This window comes from Lujinxingia vulgaris, from assembly GCF_007997015.1.
Taxonomy (GTDB): Bacteria; Myxococcota_A; Bradymonadia; order Bradymonadales; family Bradymonadaceae; genus Lujinxingia; species Lujinxingia vulgaris.
The window spans coordinates 97,871-116,912 of the sequence record NZ_VOSM01000002.1; the positions used below are offsets into that span (position 1 = coordinate 97,871).

General features: G+C 66.6%; 18 protein-coding genes. 6 read left to right on the plus strand and 12 right to left on the minus strand.

Going from position 1 to position 19,042, the window contains the following annotated elements:
• The first annotated feature begins 70 nt into the window (after window positions 1-70).
• Both FRC98_RS04100 and FRC98_RS04105 read left to right on the plus strand, forming a co-directional pair.
• Entirely contained in the window at window positions 71-1,915 is a 1,845-nt protein-coding gene (locus FRC98_RS04100; protein ID WP_146980032.1) for an ABC transporter ATP-binding protein, read from the plus strand.
• A gap of 88 nt (window positions 1,916-2,003) precedes the next feature.
• The gene (locus tag FRC98_RS04105) at window positions 2,004-4,523 is read left to right on the plus strand and encodes a helicase-related protein (protein WP_146980033.1); all 2,520 of its coding nucleotides are present in this window, start codon (window positions 2,004-2,006) and stop codon (window positions 4,521-4,523) included.
• An 18-nt stretch (window positions 4,524-4,541) separates the two neighbouring features.
• On the opposite strand, the gene FRC98_RS04110 is transcribed toward FRC98_RS04105, so the two are convergent.
• The gene (locus FRC98_RS04110; RefSeq protein WP_146980034.1) at window positions 4,542-5,867 is read right to left on the minus strand and encodes an MATE family efflux transporter; all 1,326 of its coding nucleotides are present in this window, start codon (window positions 5,865-5,867) and stop codon (window positions 4,542-4,544) included.
• 395 nt (window positions 5,868-6,262) lie between these two features.
• On the opposite strand from FRC98_RS04110, the gene FRC98_RS04115 reads away from it, so the two are divergent.
• The 3 genes from FRC98_RS04115 to FRC98_RS04125 are packed head-to-tail and all read left to right on the plus strand — an operon-like array spanning window position 6,263 to window position 8,441.
• The gene (locus tag FRC98_RS04115) at window positions 6,263-7,228 is read left to right on the plus strand and encodes a hypothetical protein (protein ID WP_146980035.1); all 966 of its coding nucleotides are present in this window, start codon (window positions 6,263-6,265) and stop codon (window positions 7,226-7,228) included.
• A gap of 17 nt (window positions 7,229-7,245) precedes the next feature.
• On the plus strand, window positions 7,246-7,707 hold the full coding sequence (locus tag FRC98_RS04120) for an SRPBCC family protein (protein WP_230467257.1): 462 nt from the start codon (window positions 7,246-7,248) through the stop codon (window positions 7,705-7,707).
• The gene (locus FRC98_RS04125; RefSeq protein WP_146980037.1) at window positions 7,704-8,441 is read left to right on the plus strand and encodes a hypothetical protein; all 738 of its coding nucleotides are present in this window, start codon (window positions 7,704-7,706) and stop codon (window positions 8,439-8,441) included. Before FRC98_RS04120 ends, FRC98_RS04125 begins: the two co-directional genes overlap by 4 nt.
• Window positions 8,442-8,466: 25 nt before the next feature.
• Here the strand turns inward: FRC98_RS04125 and FRC98_RS04130 are convergent, their stop codons facing one another.
• From FRC98_RS04130 to FRC98_RS04140, 3 genes are all read right to left on the minus strand, one after another.
• Window positions 8,467-8,925: a DUF427 domain-containing protein gene (locus FRC98_RS04130; protein WP_146980038.1), complete on the minus strand. Its 459-nt coding sequence runs from the start codon at window positions 8,923-8,925 to the stop codon at window positions 8,467-8,469.
• A 91-nt stretch (window positions 8,926-9,016) separates the two neighbouring features.
• Window positions 9,017-9,580, minus strand: a complete 564-nt coding sequence (locus tag FRC98_RS04135) for an FKBP-type peptidyl-prolyl cis-trans isomerase (RefSeq protein WP_230467258.1) — start codon at window positions 9,578-9,580, stop codon at window positions 9,017-9,019.
• A gap of 233 nt (window positions 9,581-9,813) precedes the next feature.
• Window positions 9,814-9,978: a DUF1328 domain-containing protein gene (locus tag FRC98_RS04140; protein WP_146980039.1), complete on the minus strand. Its 165-nt coding sequence runs from the start codon at window positions 9,976-9,978 to the stop codon at window positions 9,814-9,816.
• 310 nt (window positions 9,979-10,288) lie between these two features.
• On the opposite strand from FRC98_RS04140, the gene FRC98_RS04145 reads away from it, so the two are divergent.
• Window positions 10,289-12,223, plus strand: a complete 1,935-nt coding sequence (locus FRC98_RS04145) for a response regulator (protein WP_146980040.1) — start codon at window positions 10,289-10,291, stop codon at window positions 12,221-12,223.
• A gap of 23 nt (window positions 12,224-12,246) precedes the next feature.
• Here FRC98_RS04145 and FRC98_RS04150 read toward each other — a convergent pair whose 3' ends face one another.
• From FRC98_RS04150 to FRC98_RS04185, 8 genes are all read right to left on the minus strand, one after another.
• Window positions 12,247-12,891 carry a CatA-like O-acetyltransferase gene (locus FRC98_RS04150; protein WP_230467259.1) on the minus strand — a complete coding sequence of 215 codons (645 nt, stop codon included), beginning with the start codon at window positions 12,889-12,891 and terminating at the stop codon, window positions 12,247-12,249.
• A 28-nt stretch (window positions 12,892-12,919) separates the two neighbouring features.
• Entirely contained in the window at window positions 12,920-13,591 is a 672-nt protein-coding gene (gene rpe / locus FRC98_RS04155) for a ribulose-phosphate 3-epimerase (RefSeq protein ID WP_146980042.1), read from the minus strand.
• A gap of 22 nt (window positions 13,592-13,613) precedes the next feature.
• Entirely contained in the window at window positions 13,614-14,936 is a 1,323-nt protein-coding gene (gene rsmB, locus FRC98_RS04160; protein WP_146980043.1) for a 16S rRNA (cytosine(967)-C(5))-methyltransferase RsmB, read from the minus strand.
• Window positions 14,937-14,951: 15 nt separating this feature from the next.
• On the minus strand, window positions 14,952-15,950 hold the full coding sequence (fmt, locus tag FRC98_RS04165) for a methionyl-tRNA formyltransferase (RefSeq protein WP_146980044.1): 999 nt from the start codon (window positions 15,948-15,950) through the stop codon (window positions 14,952-14,954).
• 18 nt (window positions 15,951-15,968) lie between these two features.
• Entirely contained in the window at window positions 15,969-16,535 is a 567-nt protein-coding gene (gene def, locus FRC98_RS04170; protein WP_146980045.1) for a peptide deformylase, read from the minus strand.
• Between the two features lie 108 nt (window positions 16,536-16,643).
• Window positions 16,644-17,519: a J domain-containing protein gene (locus FRC98_RS04175; RefSeq protein WP_146980046.1), complete on the minus strand. Its 876-nt coding sequence runs from the start codon at window positions 17,517-17,519 to the stop codon at window positions 16,644-16,646.
• A complete protein-coding gene (locus tag FRC98_RS04180; protein ID WP_146980047.1) occupies window positions 17,516-18,283 on the minus strand; it encodes a hypothetical protein in 768 nt (255 codons plus the stop codon). The genes FRC98_RS04175 and FRC98_RS04180 overlap by 4 nt, the downstream gene beginning before the upstream one ends.
• Entirely contained in the window at window positions 18,283-19,035 is a 753-nt protein-coding gene (locus FRC98_RS04185; RefSeq protein WP_146980048.1) for a hypothetical protein, read from the minus strand. The genes FRC98_RS04180 and FRC98_RS04185 overlap by 1 nt, the downstream gene beginning before the upstream one ends.
• Window positions 19,036-19,042: the final 7 nt, after the last annotated feature.

The following is a 19,042-nucleotide window of genomic DNA, read 5'->3' on the forward strand; positions in this document are numbered from 1 at the left end:
ACGCGCACCGTCTTTGTGCTGCGTCTGGTGTATGAACGTTTCGCACGTTTCGCATTTATGATGAGGGAAGATGTCACGTCGTCATGCTCAACCCGAAGCCCCCGATGCGGATGTCTCCGCCGGGGAGCGTTATCTGGGCGTCTTTCGCTACAGCGGTGAGGCGCTGCGACTGGTGTGGTCGACCAGCGCCCGGCTCACGGTGATGCTGGGGCTGTTGACGCTGGTGGCCGGGGTGATGCCCGCGGCGATCGCCTACGTGGGAAAACTCATCGTCGATCAGGTGGTGGAGGCGGCGGCCTCGGGGCTGGAGGCCGATCGCACCCTGGCGCTGGTCTATGTGGCGGTGGAGGCGGGGCTGGTGGTGCTGATGGCGGGAGCGCAGAGGGGGTTGGGCGTGGCCCAGAGCCTGTTGCGCGCCCAGCTGGGCCACCGCGTCAACACGATGATTCTGGAGAAGTCGCTGCAGCTGAGCCTGACGCAGTTTGAGGACAGCGAGTTCTACGACAAGCTCACTCGTGCCCGGCGCGAGGCTTCATCCAGGCCCTTGAGCCTGGTCAACCGCACCTTCTCGCTGGTGCAAAACGCCATCACGCTTGCCGGGGCGGCGGTGCTTCTGTGGCAGCTCTCGCCATGGGCGGTGGTGATCCTTGTGGCGGCGGGGCTTCCGGCCTTTCTGGTGGAGACGCGCTTTAGCGGAGAAGCTTTTCGGCTTTTTCGCTGGCGTTCCCCGGAGGCGCGCCAGCAGATGTACCTGGAGACGGTGCTGGCCCGCGAGGACTACGCCAAGGAGGTCAAGCTCTTCGGGCTGGGGCCGATGTTGCTCGATCGATACCGGGCGATCTTCGATGTGGTCTACGGGGAGGATCGCAGCCTGACGTTGCGGCGAGGGTTCTGGGGGTATGCGCTGGGGCTGCTGAGCACCGGGGCGTTTTACGGGGCGTACGTGTGGGTGGTGCTTGAGACGGTGTACGGGCGCATCACGCTTGGCGACATGACGATGTACCTGCTTCTTTTTAAGCAGGGGCAGTCGGCGGTCTCGGCCAGCCTCAACTCGGTGGGGGGGATGTATGAGGATAACCTCTACCTCTCCACGCTCTATGAGCTGCTTGATGAGCCGGTGGAGTCGACCGATGAGGGGGTGAGCCAGGGCGTGAGGCCCGGCGACGGGCTGCGTTTTGAGGATGTGTGGTTCAGCTACCCGGGCCAGGAGGAGGCGGCGCTCAAGGGCTTGAGTCTGCATCTTCCGCCGGGGCAGAAGCTCGCGCTTGTGGGGGAGAACGGCTCGGGAAAGACCACGCTCATCAAACTTCTGACGCGGCTCTACAGGCCCTCGCGGGGACGGATTTTGCTCGACGGCACCGACTTGAGGGACTGGCAGCTGGCGGAGCTGCACCGGCGCATCGGGGTGATCTTTCAGGACTTTGTGCGCTACCAGTTCAAGGTTGGTGAGAACATCGGGGTGGGCGATGTGGCGTTTCTGGAAGATGAGGCGCGCTGGGAGCGGGCCGCGGCGCAGGGGATGGCCGATGACTTTGTGGCCTCGATGCCGGCGGGTTTTCATACGCAGCTCGGGCGCTGGTTCAAAGATGGTCGGGAGCTCTCGGGGGGGCAGTGGCAGAAGATCGCGCTGGCGCGGGCGTTTATGCGTGAGCGCTCCGATATTCTGGTCTTTGATGAGCCGACCTCGGCGATGGACGCGCAGGCCGAGTCGGAGGTCTTTGAGCGGATCAAGGAGCTGACCGAGCGGCAGATGGCGATCCTCATCTCGCACCGCTTCTCGACGGTGCGTATGGCCGACCGCATCGCGGTGCTCGACGAGGGGGCGATCAGCGAGCTGGGAAGCCATGAGGAGCTGATGGCGGAGCAGGGTACCTACGCGCGTCTTTTTAACCTGCAGGCCGAAGGCTACCGCTGAGGGTTGCGAAGGCGCAGGCGCCTCATTGAGAAGATCGGGGCGTTGGGGGTATGAGTGCGACTGCAACTTCTGCTGCTGGAGGCCATCTTTGGAACTGCCCGTCGACGCGATTCGCCCGCAATTTATGGAGGCGCTGCGCGCGCATCCTCGCCATATTCTCACCGCGCCCACCGGCTCCGGGAAGTCGACCCGGCTGCCGCTGTGGCTGGCGGAGTTCACCGGCAAGCCCGTGCTCGTGGTAGAGCCGCGGCGAGTGGCGTGCCGGTCGCTGGCGGGGTTTCTGGCGGGGCAGCGGGGGGAGAAGGTGGGGGCCACGGTGGGCTACCGGGTGCGATTTGATGATCGCAGCAGCGCGCAGACCGAGGTGCTTTTTGCGACGACGGGCATCGCGCTGCGGATGCTCAGCGAGGAGGGCGGGGAGCGGGAGCGTTTTGGGGCGGTGCTTATCGATGAGTTTCATGAGCGGGGCTGGGAGGTCGATGTGCTCAGCGCGGCGCTTCTGCGTGCGCAGGCCACCGGAAAGTATCAGGGACATGTGGTGCTGACGTCTGCGACGGTGGACGCTGAGGCGATCGCCGGGCGCATCGACGCAAAGGTGCATCACGCCAGCGGGCGCACCTACCCGGTGGCGATCCGCTACGCCGACGATGTTCCGGCACCCACCGGCGATGGGCTCGCCGCCCGAGTGCGGGACGCGCTGGCAAAGGAGCTCGACAGTGCGCGCGACGACGGGGGCGATGTGCTCGTGTTTTTGCCGGGCAAGCGCGAGATTCAGGCCGCCGAAGACGCGCTGGGAGGCCTTGCGCGCGCCCACGATCTGGAGATCTTGCAGGTTCACGGGAGCCTGCCGGTCGATGAGATTCAGCGGGCGTTTAAGCCCGAGGCGCCCCGGCGTCGCGTGTTTCTGGCGACGAATGTGGCGGAGACCTCCGTGACGCTCCCCGGGGTGACGCTGGTGATCGACAGCGGGCTGGCCCGGATGCGGGTGCACCGGGGCGGCCGCTCGGCGCTGGCGTTGGTGGCGGTGGCCGAGGCGTCGATGGACCAGCGCGCCGGGCGCGCGGGGCGAGTGCGCGAGGGTCGCTGTGTGAGGCTGTGGAGCGAGCGCTATTCGCCGCAGCCTCATGCCGCCCCGGAGATCGAGCGCATTGAGCTCGACGATGTGCTGCTGGCCGCGGCCTCGGTGGGGCTGGAGGGGCCGGCGTTTCTCGATGCGCCCTGGATTTCCCTGCCGCCGGAGTTTGCGGTGGAAGAGGCCCGTGCGCGCCTGCGGCGCGCACGGGCCCTGGACGCCCAGGGCCGCCTGACCGGCCTTGGGCAACAGCTCGCCACCATGCCTGTGAGCGGCGCCGAAGGTCGTCTGCTCATCGATCCTCCCGCCGAGCTTGCCGCGACCCTCTGCGACCTCGTGGCGACCTTGCAGCGCGGCCAGGATCTGCTCCTCCCCGACCATCTTCTGCGCGGACGCAAAGAGGAGGTGCGCGAGGCGCGGCGCGATCTTTTCGAGGGTCTGCACGACGAGGTCAGCCTGCAACTCGCAGCGCTGCGCCACGGTGATGTGCGCCGCCACGGGCTTCGCCCCGCGGCGCTGCGCGAGGTTCGCCAGATCGCCCGCTCGCTGCGCGAGGTGGTGGGCGTGAGCGCGTCGCAGGCAGATGCGCAGCTGGCATCTGCCGAAGAGCTTGTGCGCCACGCGCTGAGCCGCATCCCGGAGTCGGCTTTTGTGGTGCGCAGCCGCGCGCTCAAAAGGCGCGTCGACGGGCGCGCGGTGCGCGGAAAGCCCGAGCCCTGGGGAAATGGCGAGATCGAACTTCTGGTCTGGCCCTTCGCCAGCCCCGCGCTCAAGGAGGGGGAGAAGTCGCCGGCCGATCCGGTGGCCGGTGTGATCCTGGACACCTTCTGGATCGGCGATGATGGCACCGGGGTGCGCGGCTCCGGGAAGATGGTGCTGCCCTGCAGCTACGCCGATCTTGTGGAGGCCGATATTGGCGAGCGCAAGATCGGTGAGGTGCGCGCCGGCAACCACCGCGGCGCCCCCTATGTTCGGGCCCGCGTGGAGCGAGAGCTGGCCGGCGTGGCCCTCTCGGCGGCCGAAGAGGCCCTGCGCGGGGCGGAGCTCGTCGAGGCCGCGGCAAAAGCCATCCTGGAAGGCCGCATCCTCAAGCCCGCTGGCGAGCGGGTGCTCGACGATCTGCATATCTGGGAGGTGCTGGCCGGCTGGCCCAACGTCGATCGCAGCTGGACGGGCGAAGATCCGCCGCCGGCGCCGCAGGAGTATCTGGTGGAGCGTCTGCGCCTCTTAGGCGTGGAGCGCGAGCAGGATCTGATGCTGGTGGAGCCCGAGGATCTTCGCCCGGACCTTGAAGCGGAGCTCCAGATCCACCGCTTCGATCTCGATCCTCTGCGCGAGGAGTTTCCGCGGGTGTGGGAGCACCTGGGTTTTCGTTACCACTGCCAGGTCTCGCCAATGGCCAGGCGCGTGACGATGACGCCGATGGACAAGAAGACGGCGCGGGCAGCCGACCCGAAGGCTAACCTGCTGCCGAGGTTTCGGGGCTTTCGGGTGCGTTATAAAAACGCCAGCCGCGTCATCGATCTTCGGGGCTGACCTCGTTTTCGACCGAGTTCACGCGTCGAGCCCAGGTACACGCCGCATCGCCCAGGGCACACCCAGGGTGATGCCACGCACGATCATCAGCGCGGTGATCCCCGACCACACCCCGATAAGTCCCCAGCCCAGCGGGTTTGTGGCGAGCAGCATGGCGGCGGCGACGCCGGCGCTCAGGAGCATCGCGCGGGCCAGAAATCCAAAGGCCTGGGTGCCCATGTAGAGCCCGTCCCATACAAAGACGAGCGCGTTAAGCGGCTGCAAGATGGCCACGAAGGGGATGAGCATCATAATGCTCGCGATGACAGTAGGGTCGGTGCTAAACGCCCGGGCCAGAAGACCGCCGCAGAGCCAGATGCCCCCGCCCAGCACCAGCCCTGTGGCAAGGCCCCATTGCAAAAGGCGCGCGCCCATGGCGCGGGCCTCCTCAGTGGCGTTGCGGCCGATGAAGTTCGCCAGCAGGGCCTGGCCGGCGATCGCCAGCGCGTCGATGAGCAGCGCGAAAAAGCCCCAGAGCTGGTTGGCCACCTGGTGGGCGGCCACCGACTCGGCGCCCTGGCGCGCCGCCACGGCGGTGGCCAGCGTCATGGTGCCCACCAGCGCCCCGGTGCGCAGCAAAAGCGCGCTCCCCACCCGCACCAGCGGCAGCATCCCGCTCAAAGAGGGCGCGATCAGCGGCACGTGCATCGACTCGCTGCGGCGCACCAGCAGCAGCCATAAAAAGAGCAGCGCCCCCGACCACTGCGCCACCACCGTGGCGATGGCCGCCCCGGCGATGCCCCAGCCCAGCCCGAAGATCAAAAGCGGGTCGAGCACAAGGTTGATCAGGTTGAGCATCACCGTGACCCACATCGGGGTGCGGGTATCCTGAAAGCCGCGGAAGGCCCCGTGGGCCGCCGTGCTGATAAGCAACGCCGGTCCCGCCCACGCGCGGATCTTCAGGTAGGTCAGCGCCGGCCCGGCAACTTCGCCGGCGGCCCCCATCAGCGTGAGGAGCGGGGCGGCGAAGATCAGCAGGGCTGCGGTCATCATCCCGCCACACCCAATCGCCAGCCACAACGCGTGGCTCACCACCTCGCCGGCCTCCTCGGGCTCATCGCGGCCCAGGTGGGCAGCGATCTTCGGGGTGGTGGCGTAGGCCAGAAAGTTGAAGACGATAAAGGTCATCGCAAAGAGCGCGCTGTTGATGCCCAGCGCGGCGAGCTCGGCGGTGCCGATGCGTCCGACGAAAAAGGTGTCGACGAGCGAGACGAGCGGGTCGATGGCCAGGCTGCCAATGGCAGGAATGGCCATCGCCAGGATGGCGCGGTCGTGGCGGTGTTGCAGCGGGAGGAGTTCGCGCATCGGGGTCTCGTCGGGGGTGCGGGAGCAGCGGGGCGGTGCGGCGTACAAGGGTGCGGGAGCAGCGGGGCGGTGCGGCGTACAAAGGTGCGGGAGCAGCGGGGCGGTGCGGCGTACAAAGGTGCGGGAGCAGCGGGGCGGTGCGGTAAAGAAAGGTGCGGGAGCAGCGGGGCGGTGCGGCGCGCGTTAAGGAGCATGCGGACGCACCCGGGGTCAAGGGTGGACGCCGGCGGTGGGAGGTGTAGAGTCAGGGGGCTGTCTCAGGGCGGGGGCGCGAGGGCAAAGATCTGCAAATTCGCAATACTCGGTGCTGCGATCAAAGGCCTCACCGATCTTGCAATATACCAGCGCATCCAAGAGGATAGCCGCGGTGGTAACGGAACGTAACGAGGTAAGCGATGAAGTTGAACGACGTGTTGGTGGCAAGCATCGCCCTGGCGATGGTCGGGTGTTTTTCGGGTCCCTCCATGGGAGAGAGCGCCGAGGCGACCGAGGTTGAACCTTCGACGGAGACAGCGGAAGCCTCCGGGGAGCTGACGATGGAAGTCAGCGCCGAAGCACCTCTGGTCGAGGAAGGCGGTGAGAGCGGCGCGGTGGCAGAAGATGAAGCCAACACCACCCCGGAACTTGAGGCCGAGGCGGCGTTTCGCGATGTGACCTGGGCGAAGATGCAGGAGCGCGTCGAGGCCTTCAAAGCCTGCGCCGGCGAAGACTACGACACCACCAACGCCTACTTCGAGGCGGTGGCCACCCGCGGAGCGGAGAGCTTCAACCTGGGCAGCCTCAAAGGCGAAGAGCGCGATACGGAGCTCGGGCGCTGCGTGCACGCGCGCATGCAGGATGTGCTCAGCGAGGTTGAGGCCGAGGCCCCGGAGCACGTCAATCGCCTCGGGTTCAGCGTCTGGGTGTTGGGTCCGGATGTGAAGCAGGCCAGCTGCTCGGGCGACCGGGTGCTCTGCGAGGGCATGAACGGCGTGGCGATGAGCGACACGCTGACCAACCTCACCATCGCCGACGACACCTCCTGCCCGCATAGCGACGCGATCATCGCCGGTGGTGAAGAGGTCTTTAAAGACGCCATCGCCTGCCACACGATGGGCCAGGAGCTGGCGAACGAGGGCGGCGACGCCATGCCGCTGGGAGCCCAGGCCTGGGTGGCCGTGCGCTACTCGCCAGAGCTCGACCAGCACTATATCTACGCGCGCTACACCGACGCGGCCTACGAGCCGGTGGCACGCTGCCTGATCGACGCGCACAAAGAGCTTGTGCTCGAAGGTCAGGGTGAGGTCACCTGCCAGCAGAACCTCTGCTCTCGCCTCTACTCCTTCGCGACGCACCCGGTGCTCTCGTTGATGGTCCACTGAGCCGGAAAGGAGCCCCCGTGGCGCTTTCGTACACGCTGAATCATCACGTCAACGCGCCGCCGAAGGCGGTCTTTGAGGCAATGCTCGACATCGAGGACTTTGGCGCATGGATGGAGAACTTCGTGCGTGTGGAGCGCCTCGATGAAGGGGAGATGGGCCCCGGGTCGAGCTGGCGCGAGGTGCGCAAGATCATGGGGCGCGAGGGCGCGGAGGTCTTTGAGATCCGCGCTCTGGAGCCCGACCGCCGTCTGGAACTCTACGTCGATGGCACGAAGGGAAGTACCGGTCGCGGGGAGTACCACTACGTCTACGAGCTTGAGGAGCGCGAGGGCGGGACCGCCGTGAAACTCCACGGTGAGATGGAGATGGGCGCGCTCTTTAACCTCTTTGGCCGGCTGATGCTGCCGATGTTTAAGAAGATGGTGAACAAAGACCTCGAAGCGCTGGCGCGCCACGTGGAGGGCAGGGGGCAGGCGTGAGTTTTGGGCGCACCATGAGGGCGGGGATCTGTCTGGCAAGCCTGCTCGTCGCCTGCGGGGATGCGGCCGAGGGCGATGGCACACCCTTCGAGTATCAGGGGACCTGGGTGGTGGAGGGCGCGCGCTGCGAGGGCCAAGAGCAGCTGCGCGTGGTCGCCGTAGAACCCGCAGCCGATGAGGACGGAGCGCTTGTGGCGCGTAGCCTTCGCGCCGATGCCTGCCTGGCAGCCGGCGCCTCACTCTGGGAGGGGGACCCGGCCGGCGATGGCGCCGTGCGACTGGGCGACGACGAGGTTGGCGTGCAGACGCAGGGCAAAGACGTGATACGGCTGGACGCCCCCGATGGCGAGCTGACCCTGCGCCGCGTGTATCCCGACACCGGTCCGACACCTCTTCCCGAAATCGACGATCTCTCGCTCTCCGGGCAGTGGTTGATGGAGGGCTACCCCTGCGACGAGGAGCTTGTGCCGCAGGTCGTGCAGGTCTCGCACGCCGGGGGCACCTTCTCCATCACCAAGACCCTGGGCGACGGGTGCATCGAAGCCGGCACGCGCTTTGTGGAGGGCGAGCTCGACGGCCTGACGATGAGCGGTGAGGGCTACCTCGAAGCCCCCGACCCCTGGGGGGATGTGGAGGGCTTTGAGGTGAGCGGACGGGTGCGTGTGCCGGAGTATTTTCGGCTCGATGCGCTCGGCGTCGCCGTGGGCTTTCGGCGCGTGCTCGGCGACGAATAAGGTCGCTATCGCCTGAACATAGCGTCTAAAAAGGTCCGACCAGGTCGGGGGTGATCCAGCCCCCGCGCTCCGGATGCGGCTCCGGCATCGCCCGCATATGATCGACCAGACACCGATCCACTTTGTGGGGGTAAAACGCGATGTAGTCGCGCAGCGCCTGATAATGCTTGGGCGGCTGAAGGTACGACCAGGCCACAGCCTCAATGAAGGTCGGCCCGATGCGCAGATCGTAGTAGGTGGCCACCCCCTTCCACTCGCAGAAACTGCAGTGCATGGAGGGCTGCAGAAGATCGAGACGCACATCTTCGGGGGGAATGTAGTAGTGCGGGGCGTGTCCGGTGTGCACCAGACGCAGCGCGCGGGTGGTGTCGGCGATGGGTGTGCTTCCGACCAGCACGCGGATGCGTCGGTGGCTCTGTTGCACCGCCGGCGGGCTGGGAAAGTCCCAGATCGACTCCTGAGAGGAGGAGGTTTGCAGGCTCATGGGGCTCCCGTAGCGAGGGTGGCGTGTCACCCTTCAAGCTAGGTACCGCCGGGGGATGCGGCCAGCACTTCGGGAGCCCCTTACGAGCTGCTTACTCGACGATCTCGATGAGCTCGACGTCAAAGACGAGCATGCCAGCCGGCGCACCCGGAGCGCCCTTATAGGCCAGATCCTGCGGAATCCAGAAGCGGCGCTTCTCGCCCTCAACCATCAGCTGCACGCCTTCGGTCCAGCCGGCGATGACGCGGTTGAGGGGCATGGTCAGCGGCTGGCCACGCTTCACGGAGCTGTCGAACATCTCACCGTCGGTGGTCCACCCGGTGTAGTGCGCGCGCACTGTGGAGGTGGCGGTGGGGTGCTCGGTGCCGGTGCCCTCTTTGAGCACTTTGCTGGCCAGGCCAGACTCGGTCTTCTCGGCGTCGGCCGGCGGGGCAGCCACGTCGGCGGGCGCTGCCAGAGGATCGCCTTCCTCTTCGGCGGCGGCTTGCTCGGGAGCTTCTTCAGCGGCCTGCTCCTCGCTGGCCTCCTCCTCAACGGCCTCGCCCATTGCGGCTTCGGCGGTCGAGGGGGGCTCTTCGGCGGTGTTCTGTTCCGATTCGCAGGCGACGAGAGAGAACGCGAGAAGGCAGGTCAACAGGGCAATGCTTCGGCGCATACAGGCTCCATACGTGGGGACGCTGGCCATCGTAAAAGCCACCATCCTGGTTGCACATCAAAAGGGGTAAAATCCCCGGACTCACTCAACAAAAGGCGCCCACCGTCGCGGCATCGGACGTCTCCCAGAATCGTCGTGGGAGCGTCGCCGGCGAGGGTGGGCGCGAAGGTTTGCACGCGTTAGCCCGCAGGGCAAGGCGTGCCACCGGTTGTGTCAGTTTGCGCCAGCAGGCCTCAGGCGCGGCTCATGAGGTTGGAGACCAGCGAGACGGCCAGCAGCACCAGCGCGATCACAAAGACCACCTGCGCAATGGAGGAAGCCGCAGAGGCGATGCCGGTAAACCCGAGCAATGCGGCGATGATGGCGACGACGAAGAATACGACAACCCAGCTCATCATAACGGTACTCCTTGTCTTCTGGCAGCAAGCCGGGGCGATGCCCGATGACCCTCACGACATGAAGCGGGACTCGCTGCGTCGCTTCAAAGCCTTGTTGCGATCGGGACGATCTCAAGGAAAAAGCTTGTAACGCGGGGGGGCCGCTTTCGGGATCGGACTCGACAAAAACGTACATGCGCTGCACCCTGATACTCTTTTGGTGTTACCGGCAGGGGTGCCCGTTGCCTTTGCGATGATTCGATGAGAGCAGCGACGCTACAGCCCAGCACGCCCCTCTCCGGGGTGGCGGGCAGGTGGCGAGGTGAGAGTGATGACGCAAGAACCCCCGGATGATGACGTTCGCGATGACGATCTCTCGGAGCTGCGACGGCGCCACGAGACGCTGATGCGCGGGCTGGAGATGCTCAGCCGCAGTGGCGCGCAGACCGGCCCGAAGGCCGTCGTGGGGCTCCTCGATGATGTGGTCGGCGGCGACGGCGGGGCGGTTCTTCAGGTGCGCGACGATGGCGAGATCAGCGTGCTCTGCGCCAGCGACCCCAGGCTGGAATCTCTGCAATGGTGGGTGGGAGATCTCACCGAGGCGGTGCTCGAAGGCAACCCTCTGGTGCTCGATGATGTGCGCGACCAGGGGGCCTGGCAGGCGATGCTCTCCTCGGTGTCGATGCCGGTGGCCTCGGTGATCATGGTGAGTGTGGGAACGCCGATCAACCCCGCGCTCTGGATCTGTGTGCACGCCGAGCCGGGGCGTTTTGGCCAGCCGGAGCTTGAGCGCGCGCAGGCGCTACGCGGGCTGCTCACCCAGGCGATGGTCGGGTGGATGGCCGGGCGACGCTGGGCGCTGATGAGTCACGAGCTGCGCACCCCGGTCAACGCGATGATCGGCTTTGCGGAGCTGCTTCGCGAGGAGCAGCAGGAGCGCCTGCCGGCCGAGGCGCTCGACAAGCTGGCGAGTATTGAGCGCTCCGGTGCCGAGGTGCTCGGCATTGTCAGTAACCTGGTCTCCCTGGCCCAACTTGAAGCGGGCGATGTGGAGCCGGAGGTTTACGACGTCGATGTGCACGAGACGCTTGATGCGGTGCTGGGACCCCTCGGCGCGGTCGCAAAACAGCGCGGCATTGAGGTGAGGGTGGAGCGGGCCAACGTCAACGCCGAGGTGCAATGCGATGGCGAGAAGCTCGTGCAGCTCTTTGACGGGGTCGTGGGGGAGGCGGTGCGCTTTAGCGCCGGCACCCAGGTCGAGGTGGAGCTGCGCGCCGACGAGAGCCGGGTCACGCTACGGGTGGGCGACCTTTCTCCCGGGCGCCGCGGTCGCGCGCGCAGGCTGGAGCAGTCCGTGCTGCGTCAGCTCGCCGAGCTGCTCGGGGTGAGCTACCGGGTGGAGCGCAGCGTGCGAAAGGGCACGGTGGTGGAGCTGGGCGTGCCGCGCGCCTTTGTGGGTCGGGGCGCCGAGCAGGTGAGTTTCTCGGAAGAGATCGAGCTCAACGAGAACGCCAAGCTGGTGCTGATCATCGACGACGATCGCGATACCCGCGGGGTGCTCAAGCGCACGCTCGAGCGGGTGGGGCACACCGTGGTGTGTGCGCGCGACGGCCGTGAGGGGTTGAGGCTGGCCTCGGAGGTGCGCCCCGACGTGATCACGCTTGATGTGATGATGCCCCGGATGGACGGCTGGACGGTACTGGAGCGTCTGAAAGAAGATCCCGATCTTCGAAAGATCCCCGTGATCATGCTCACCTTCGTCGATGATAAGCAGCGTGGGCTGGCGTTTGGCGCCGACCACTTCATGTCGAAGCCCGTCGACCGCCAGGAACTTCTGGAGGTGATGGAGGCCTACGAGAGCGCCGTGGAAGACGGCGACGTGCTCGTGGTGGAAGATGATGAGGCCTCGCGCCAGATGCTTGTGCGCCACCTGGAGCGCGAGGGCTTTCGGGTCACGGCGGCGTCCAACGGCGAAGAGGGCCTGGCGCGGCTGGAGGCGATCGAGCCCAGCCTGGTCTTTCTGGACCTGATGATGCCGCATGTCGACGGGTTTGAGTTTCTCCAACGTTTTCGGGAGCGCCCGAAGTTTAAAGATGTGCCCGTGGTGGTGATGACCGCCAAGTACCTCACCGCCGAGGACTACGCCCGCCTCTCCGGCAACGCCACCCAGATCGTGCAGAAGGGGGGCGGTGAGTATATGGGGCTTCTGGAGGAGCTTCGGGATCTGGTGGTGCGGCTGACCCGGGGAAAGGCGCGCCGGGGCTGAACTTTTGAGATGTCGGGGGGCGTTCAGCCGGCGTGGCCGGCCAGGGCGTCGATGCGCTCGCGCAACTTCTCAAAGAAGATCGCGACATCGCGGCCGTCGGCCAGCGCGTGGTGGGCGGTGAGCTGGAAGGTCGCCTCGTGGCGTCCGGGCTCGGCCTCCACAACTTTGCCCCAGGCGATGCGCGGCGCCGAGTCCAGAGGTTGGCCGGAGAAGGCGTGGCTGATGCTCTGGAAGTCCAGCCAGGGCATCGAGGTGATGTAGACGAGATCCAGGCGATCGTCGTCGCCTAAGAAGAGCTCGGGGAGGTTGCGGGAGCGATCGGCGTGCTCCTGGAGCGTGCGGCTGAACTCGGCGACATCGTCGACGTAGGGGGCCGTGGCGTAGTTGAAGGTGCCCCGGTCGCTCATCACGGTAAAGGAGGGGGTGATCTGCGCGACGCGCACCACACCCTCGTCATCGAGGCGCAGGCGCAGCGCGTCGGTGGCGTTGGCCGCCACGCAGACGGTGTGCAGCAGGGTGGCAAAGAGGCGAAGATCGCTGCGTTGGGTCAGCGCGACCAGCGGGCTGACATCGACGCGGGCGGCCACATCGAAGAAGGGGCGCTCAAAGCCCTTAAAAAACTCATAGTGGGGGCGGCGCTTCCAGGTGCTCAGGTCGATGCGTTCCATGATCGGGTCCGGGCGAAGACGTTGAGTCTTAGAGCGTGGCCTGCTGGCGGATGGCGTCGATGGCCTCTTTGTAGTTCGGCGCGCCGAAGATGGCGCTGCCGGCCACGAGTACATTGGCGCCGGCCTGGCGAAGCTGAGCGGCGTTGGAAGGGGAGACGCCGCCGTCGACTTCGATGTCGAGATCGACGCCCAGTTCGTCGTGGCGAGCCTTGAGCTGTGCGATCTTCTCGAGGGTGTGCGGGATGAAGGCCTGACCGCCGAAGCCGGGGTTGACGCTCATGATCAGGACCATGTCGAGGTCATGGGCCAGGTGATCGATCCAGCTCAGCGGGGTGGCCGGGTTGATGGCCAGGCCGGCCTTTTTGCCCAGGCTCTTGATGGTGTGCACCGCGCGGTGGGGGTGGCGGCTGGCCTCGGGGTGAAAGCACACAAGGTCAGCGCCGGCGCGGGCGAAGGGGCCGACGAAGTCGTCGGGGTTGTCGATCATCAGGTGCACGTCGAGAAAGGCGTCGGGCAGGGCCTTGCGCAGCGCCTCGACCACGGGCAGGCCGATGGTGATGTTGGGCACGTAGTGGCCGTCCATCACGTCGACGTGCAGCCAGTCGGCGCCGGCGTCGATCACCTCCTGGCATTGCTCACCGAGGCGGGCGAAGTCGGCCGAGAGGATCGAGGGGGCGATGCGAAGGGGGCGCGTCGTCATAGGGAAGCTCGGCGGTGGAAGTTCAGGGTTGGGCCAGGCGCAGGCGCGCCGCAAAGAAGGCGTCGCAGTCGTGGTCGCGCGGGTTTAAGTCGAGCTCACCCAGCGCATTGACGAAGGGGGCCCAGTCAAACTCGCTCTCGGGGAGCGGGGCGCGCTCAAGCTGCGGGTGGCGCTCAAGCAGGCGCTCGATCTGCTCGGGGCCTTCTTCGCGGGTGAAGGTGCAGACGCTGTAGACGAGCGTCGCGCCGGGGTTAAGCCGGCTCACAGCGTGGTCGAGGAGCTCGGATTGCACGCGGACGAGCGCGTCGACATCGGCCGGGGATCGGCGCCAGCGGGTCTCGGGGTGGCGGCGGATCACGCCCAGGCTGGAGCAGGGGGCGTCGACCAGGATGAGATCGAAGTTCCCATCGGCCTCGGGAAGATTTTGCAGGGTGGCCTCTCGGAGCACGACGGTGGGGTCGACTCGGAGGTCGGCAAGGGTGTTGGCGAGCATCTCCAGCTTGGTGGGGAGCGGGTCGCAGGCCACCAGAGTGTCGCCGGGGCCGAGCTGCTGGGCGAGGAGCAGCGATTTACCCCCCAGGCCGCAGCAGGCGTCGAGGGCGCGCATGCCCGGGCGCGCGCCGCAGTAGTGCGCAATGAGCTGACTTCCCAGATCCTGAATGGTCAGCGCGTGCGCTTCGAGCAGCGAGCGCAACTCTGGCGAGGAGCTCTCCGCCTTGAGCGCTCCGGGCGGAGCCTCAAGCGGGCTGACCCCTTCGGGCAGGGTGTCGAGCGGCTGCAAGCGGCGCAGGTAAAGGGGTGGACGGCCGGCAAAGGCCTCGGCCAGGGCCTCGGCGCGCTCCAGCCCGTGGCGACCCAGCAAGCGACGGGCGATCCAGTCCGGAAGCGAATACTTCAGCCCCAGGTAACGCGCCGGGTTGGCGCTGCGGTCGCGCTCCTCAAAAGGTTGCCACTTCTCTTTGCTGCGGAGCATGTTGCGCAACACGGCGTTGGCAAAGCCGGCGGTGCGCTGGCCGCAGGCCCGTTTGACGAGCTTGACAGCATCATTGACCAGGGCGTGGGCCGGGATGCGGTCCAGGTAGAGGAGCTGGTAGGTGGCCATGCGCAGGTTGAGGCGCACCGGGCGATCCAGGCTCTCGAGTTTGCGGGAGACAAAGCGCGAGAGCACCGTGTCGATGGAGCGCTGCCTGGCGAGCGTGCCGTAGACAAGCTCGGTGGCGAGCGCGCGGTCGCGGGCGTCGAGCTCGCTTGTGGCCAGCTGGTTGGAGAGCGCGATGTGGCTGTAGGCGTCGTCTTGCTCAATGCGGCTGAGCACATCGAGGGCGACTGTTCGGGCGGTGGTCACGGTGGGGAGCTCGGTTTAGTCGGAGCGCTCATCGGGGAGCAGAAAATGGTGGTCGGTCTGAAGATCAAAGCCGTTGAGGAAGTCGCTCACCGGAAGCGCGCGCTTGCCGGGGGCCTGCAACGTCAAACACTCGATGTAGCCCTGCCCGCACGCGATGTGCAGCCCCTGCTCATCGGCGCGAATGACCTCACCGGGGGCGGCGCCGGTATCCGCGCCGTTGGTTGCCGCGCTGTGCGCCCGCGCCAGATGAAGTTTGACGCGTTGCGGACCTTCGGGGGTGTGCAAAAAGGCAAAGGCCCCGGGCCAGGGGTTCATCCCGCGGATGAGATCGGCGACCTCGCGGGCGCTCTTTCGAAAGTCGATCTCCCCGTCGCTCTTCTTGAGCATCGGCGCGTAGGAAGACTGTGCGTCGTCTTGAACGATCGGGTTGAGGCTGTCGAGGTGAATCAGGCGCATCACGTCCTCAATCAGCTCGGCGCCCATCTCGGCCAGGCGATCATGAAGGTCTTGCGCGGTGTCGAGCTCCTCAATGGGCGTCTTGCGCTTAAGCAGCATCGGGCCTGTGTCCAGGCCGCGCTCCATCTGCATGATCGTCACGCCCGACTCGGCCTCTCCGCGCACAATGGCCCAGTTGATGGGCGCCGCACCGCGGTACGCAGGCAGCAATGAGGCGTGGATGTTGATGCAGCCGTAACGCGGCAGGAGCAGCACATCGTTGCGCAAAATCTGGCCGTAGGCCGCCACCACGATCACGTCGGGGTTCCAGGCGCGAAGATGCTCCAAAACCTCCGGGCCGCGCAGCTTCTCGGGCTGGTAGACCTCGATGCCGGCGGCCTCGGCGGCGACTTTCACCGGCGGCGGGGTGAGCTTTTTGCCGCGCCCGCTGGGGCGATCGGGGTTGGTCACCACGCCGACGACCTCGTCGGGGCTCTCAATGAGTTTCTGGAGCGCGGGCACCGCAAAATCGGGCGTGCCCATGTACACGATGCGAAGCGGCGAACGTGCGGCAGTCATCGGCAACCTTTAAAAAGTTCAGGAGGAGGGGGCGTCGTTGGCCTTCTCGGCCTCTTTGCGGCGCGCTTCTTCGAGCGCTTCCAGGTGCTTTTTATAACGCTTGAGCGCCATCTTGCGCTTGAGGTGGCTGAAGTGGTCGAGCATGAGCACGCCGTCGAGGTGGTCGATCTCGTGCTGCAGGCAGACCGCCAGCAGATCGTCAGCCTCAAGCTCAAAGGGGGAGCCGTCGCGGTCCAGCGCCTGCACCACGACTTTCTGGGCGCGGGTGACCTTGTCGTAGACCCCGGGAATGGAGAGGCAGCCCTCTTCCCAGACGATCTTGCCCTCGCGGTGCACGATCTCGGGGTTGACGAGGGTGATGAGCTCGCTGTCGGCGCCCTCTTCGCGGGAGGAGACGTCGATGACGGTGACTCGCCGGGTGTCGTTGACCTGCGGGGCGGCCAGCCCGATGCCGGGGGCGGCGTACATGGTCTCGACCATGCTGTCGATAAGCTCGCGCACCTCGTCGTCGACGGTGTCGACCGGGGTGCAGCGGGTCTTAAGGACGTCATCGGGGTAGAGGACGATGTCGAGCAAGGATGCCATGGTTCAACTCATCAAAAGTCTGGGAACGTGAGCACGCTGAAGCGTGTCTAGCCGAGGGGGTAACGGCTGGCAAGGGGGGAACCTTCCGCCGGCCGCCCGGGCGGCCGCTCAGGGGCGCAGCGTGTGGCGAAGGTAGGGCTCGCGCAGCGCCGGATCGCCGAGCACCGCCCAGGCGTCTTCGAGCGCGTCGCGGATCTCGAGGAGCGCGTCTTCGAAGGCGTGCGCGGTCTGAAAATCGATATGGCGCGGGTCGAAGCGGGCGTAGAGGCGGTGAAAGGCCTCGCGGATGGGCTGGGTGTCGGCGCCGCGGCGCACTTCCAGGATCGCGAAATAGTCCTCGTGGCGCACCGCCCTGAGCTTGCGGCGGATCACCTCGGCGTCGACGCTGGCCTCGGGGTGGGCGAAGTCGCGCTGGGGGAAGACCTGGTCGCGATCCACCCTGCGTGTGGCCCCGGTGTCGATGGCCTCAAGCGTCAGCTCACCGGCGCGAAAGACCCGGGAGGGCTCCGGTGCGGGGGGCTGCTCCTGAGGAGGTTCGCCGGGTTGCTCGGGATGCTCAAGGGGCGTCTGCGCCGCATGCGTCGCGGGGGAGGCCGGGGTGGGGGTGGCGCTCAATGAGACATCGAGCGCGGCGCCGATGCGGGTCGTCAGCGTCTCAGCGCTGGTCTCCGGCGGGAGCCAGGCTACCAGATCGAGGGTGTCGGTGGTGGCCTGCACGCGCTCGGGTTCGGGGAGCGGGCAGATGAGGATCAGCGGCACAAGCTGCCCCAGCGGGCGGCTGCGAATGGCGCCGGCCAGAATCTCCACGCGTTCGCCGCCCTGGTCATCGGCGATGATGATCAGGTCGGCTGGCGAGGCCTCAAAGCGGCGGATGCCGGCCGAGGGGAGGCGCTCGTGGTCGATCTCCAGATCCTGGAGCTCAAGCTGGTGGAGGCGGTCGGCCCATTGGGAGCCGGGGCGTCCGATGATCAGCAGGCGAATCATGAGGTGGCCAGTCTCCAGGCGACGAGCGTCTCGTGCAGAAGATCGTAGTTTTGAGGCCGCTCCGGCAGCGCCCCCGGCGAATCCAGGAGGGCGTCGAGGCGGCGGGCCTCAGCTTTGAGCGCACGTGCCTCGTCGGGGCTGAGCGCGGCGTCGCTCCAGCCTTCCACGATAGGGGCGATGGGGGAGGGGGCGCAACTTTTGAGCAGGGCGCCAAGATCGGTGCCCATCATCGCCTCGCGATGAAGCAGGCCGGCGGTGTAGAGCCGGCGAAGTCCGCTGAGCGCGGCCACACGCTGACCCGCGTCGATGGCGTCGAGTGTGGCGGGCAGCGCGCCGCGGTAGGCGCGAAGCACCCCGGAGGTGAGGGCGGCCTGCGCAAGCTCAACGGGGGCGATACGGTCAAAAGGCGCTTGAAGCTGCAGCGGGGTGGGGCTCGCCAGAAGTTCCAGCGCCAGCACGCTCTGGTGGAGCGCCATGCGCAAGATCTTCTCAACATCGAAGATCACACGCATGCAGTCGCGGCCGTCGGGGGCGGCCCCGGGAAGATGATCTTCGTAGGCGTCTTCAAAGGCGCGCAGCCCCAGGAGTGTGGAGGCCGGCAGGATCGTCACCCCGGCCAGGCGCCAGGCGCTCTCGAAACCCTCGGCGCCGGGGCCCTCCACCCAGGCCAGGAGCGCCGGCTCAGGGATCGGGTCGGCGGGCCGCCGCAGCGCGTAAGAGGGCTGCGGCGGCGGGCTCAGTGGCGGCAGGGTGGTGAGCTTCATCAGCGTTTGGCGACGACGTGGCCATCGCTATCGAGCGAGAAGCCTTTGGGGAGGGCGGCGCTCACCGCCTCGCGCTGCTCTTCGTCGATCGTCCACTCGGGGCGCTCGGCGAAGGCTTCGGCCAGTTTCTGCAAGATGCGCAGCGAATCTTCTTCGGTCAGTCGCGCGGCCAGGGCGGGACGAGCGATGTCGTCTTCGTTCTGGGCGAGGAGGGCGTCGACGGCCAGAAAGCGGATCGTCTCGTAGTCGTCTTCGACAAAGCGGGCGGTCTGCTCGGCCAGGCGGCGGTCGCAGAACTCGGCGGCGCGCAGCATCATCTCCTGCTTCTTCTCGGGGTTGCGCACATAGTCGATGTGCATGTCTTCGAGAAGTTCGACGACCACGTTGACCATATCCTCCAGGCTCAACAGGTCGGTGAGGACCTTGAGCGGCCAGTTGATCTTCTCTTCGACCCGCTTGAGGTAGGCGGTGATGGTACCGGCCACATCGACCTCACCGCGGCGCCCCAGGTCGACGAGGACCTCGTAGACGAACTCTTTCTCGTCGGCGTCGGTGGTGTGGTTGGGGGCGGTCTGCTCAAAGCGGGAGAGGAGCGCTAAGACGGCGTCTTCGTTGCCGATCTCGCGGAGCTGCTCCACCGCGTAGCTGCGCTCACCGGGCTGCACGTACATGTGCGAGACGGTCTTTTTGAGCTTGGTGATTTTGCGCTCTTGCGCTTTTTCTTTGTCGAAGAGGAAGTCGAGAAAACCCATGGTGCCT

Excerpts from the sequence above, each read along its gene's own strand:
- FRC98_RS04100 (WP_146980032.1), top strand. The coding sequence starts at position 71 with ATGTCACGTCGTCATGCTCAACCCGAAGCCCCCGATGCGGATGTCTCC.
- FRC98_RS04110 (WP_146980034.1), bottom strand. The coding sequence starts at position 5,867 with ATGCGCGAACTCCTCCCGCTGCAACACCGCCACGACCGCGCCATCCTG.
- FRC98_RS04115 (WP_146980035.1), top strand. The coding sequence starts at position 6,263 with ATGAAGTTGAACGACGTGTTGGTGGCAAGCATCGCCCTGGCGATGGTC.
- FRC98_RS04130 (WP_146980038.1), bottom strand. The coding sequence starts at position 8,925 with ATGAGCCTGCAAACCTCCTCCTCTCAGGAGTCGATCTGGGACTTTCCC.
- FRC98_RS04135 (WP_230467258.1), bottom strand. The coding sequence starts at position 9,580 with ATGCGCCGAAGCATTGCCCTGTTGACCTGCCTTCTCGCGTTCTCTCTC.
- FRC98_RS04140 (WP_146980039.1), bottom strand. The coding sequence starts at position 9,978 with ATGATGAGCTGGGTTGTCGTATTCTTCGTCGTCGCCATCATCGCCGCA.
- FRC98_RS04145 (WP_146980040.1), top strand. The coding sequence starts at position 10,289 with ATGACGCAAGAACCCCCGGATGATGACGTTCGCGATGACGATCTCTCG.
- FRC98_RS04150 (WP_230467259.1), bottom strand. The coding sequence starts at position 12,891 with ATGGAACGCATCGACCTGAGCACCTGGAAGCGCCGCCCCCACTATGAG.
- rpe (WP_146980042.1), bottom strand. The coding sequence starts at position 13,591 with ATGACGACGCGCCCCCTTCGCATCGCCCCCTCGATCCTCTCGGCCGAC.
- fmt (WP_146980044.1), bottom strand. The coding sequence starts at position 15,950 with ATGACTGCCGCACGTTCGCCGCTTCGCATCGTGTACATGGGCACGCCC.
- def (WP_146980045.1), bottom strand. The coding sequence starts at position 16,535 with ATGGCATCCTTGCTCGACATCGTCCTCTACCCCGATGACGTCCTTAAG.
- FRC98_RS04175 (WP_146980046.1), bottom strand. The coding sequence starts at position 17,519 with ATGATTCGCCTGCTGATCATCGGACGCCCCGGCTCCCAATGGGCCGAC.
- FRC98_RS04180 (WP_146980047.1), bottom strand. The coding sequence starts at position 18,283 with ATGAAGCTCACCACCCTGCCGCCACTGAGCCCGCCGCCGCAGCCCTCT.
- FRC98_RS04185 (WP_146980048.1), bottom strand. The coding sequence starts at position 19,035 with ATGGGTTTTCTCGACTTCCTCTTCGACAAAGAAAAAGCGCAAGAGCGC.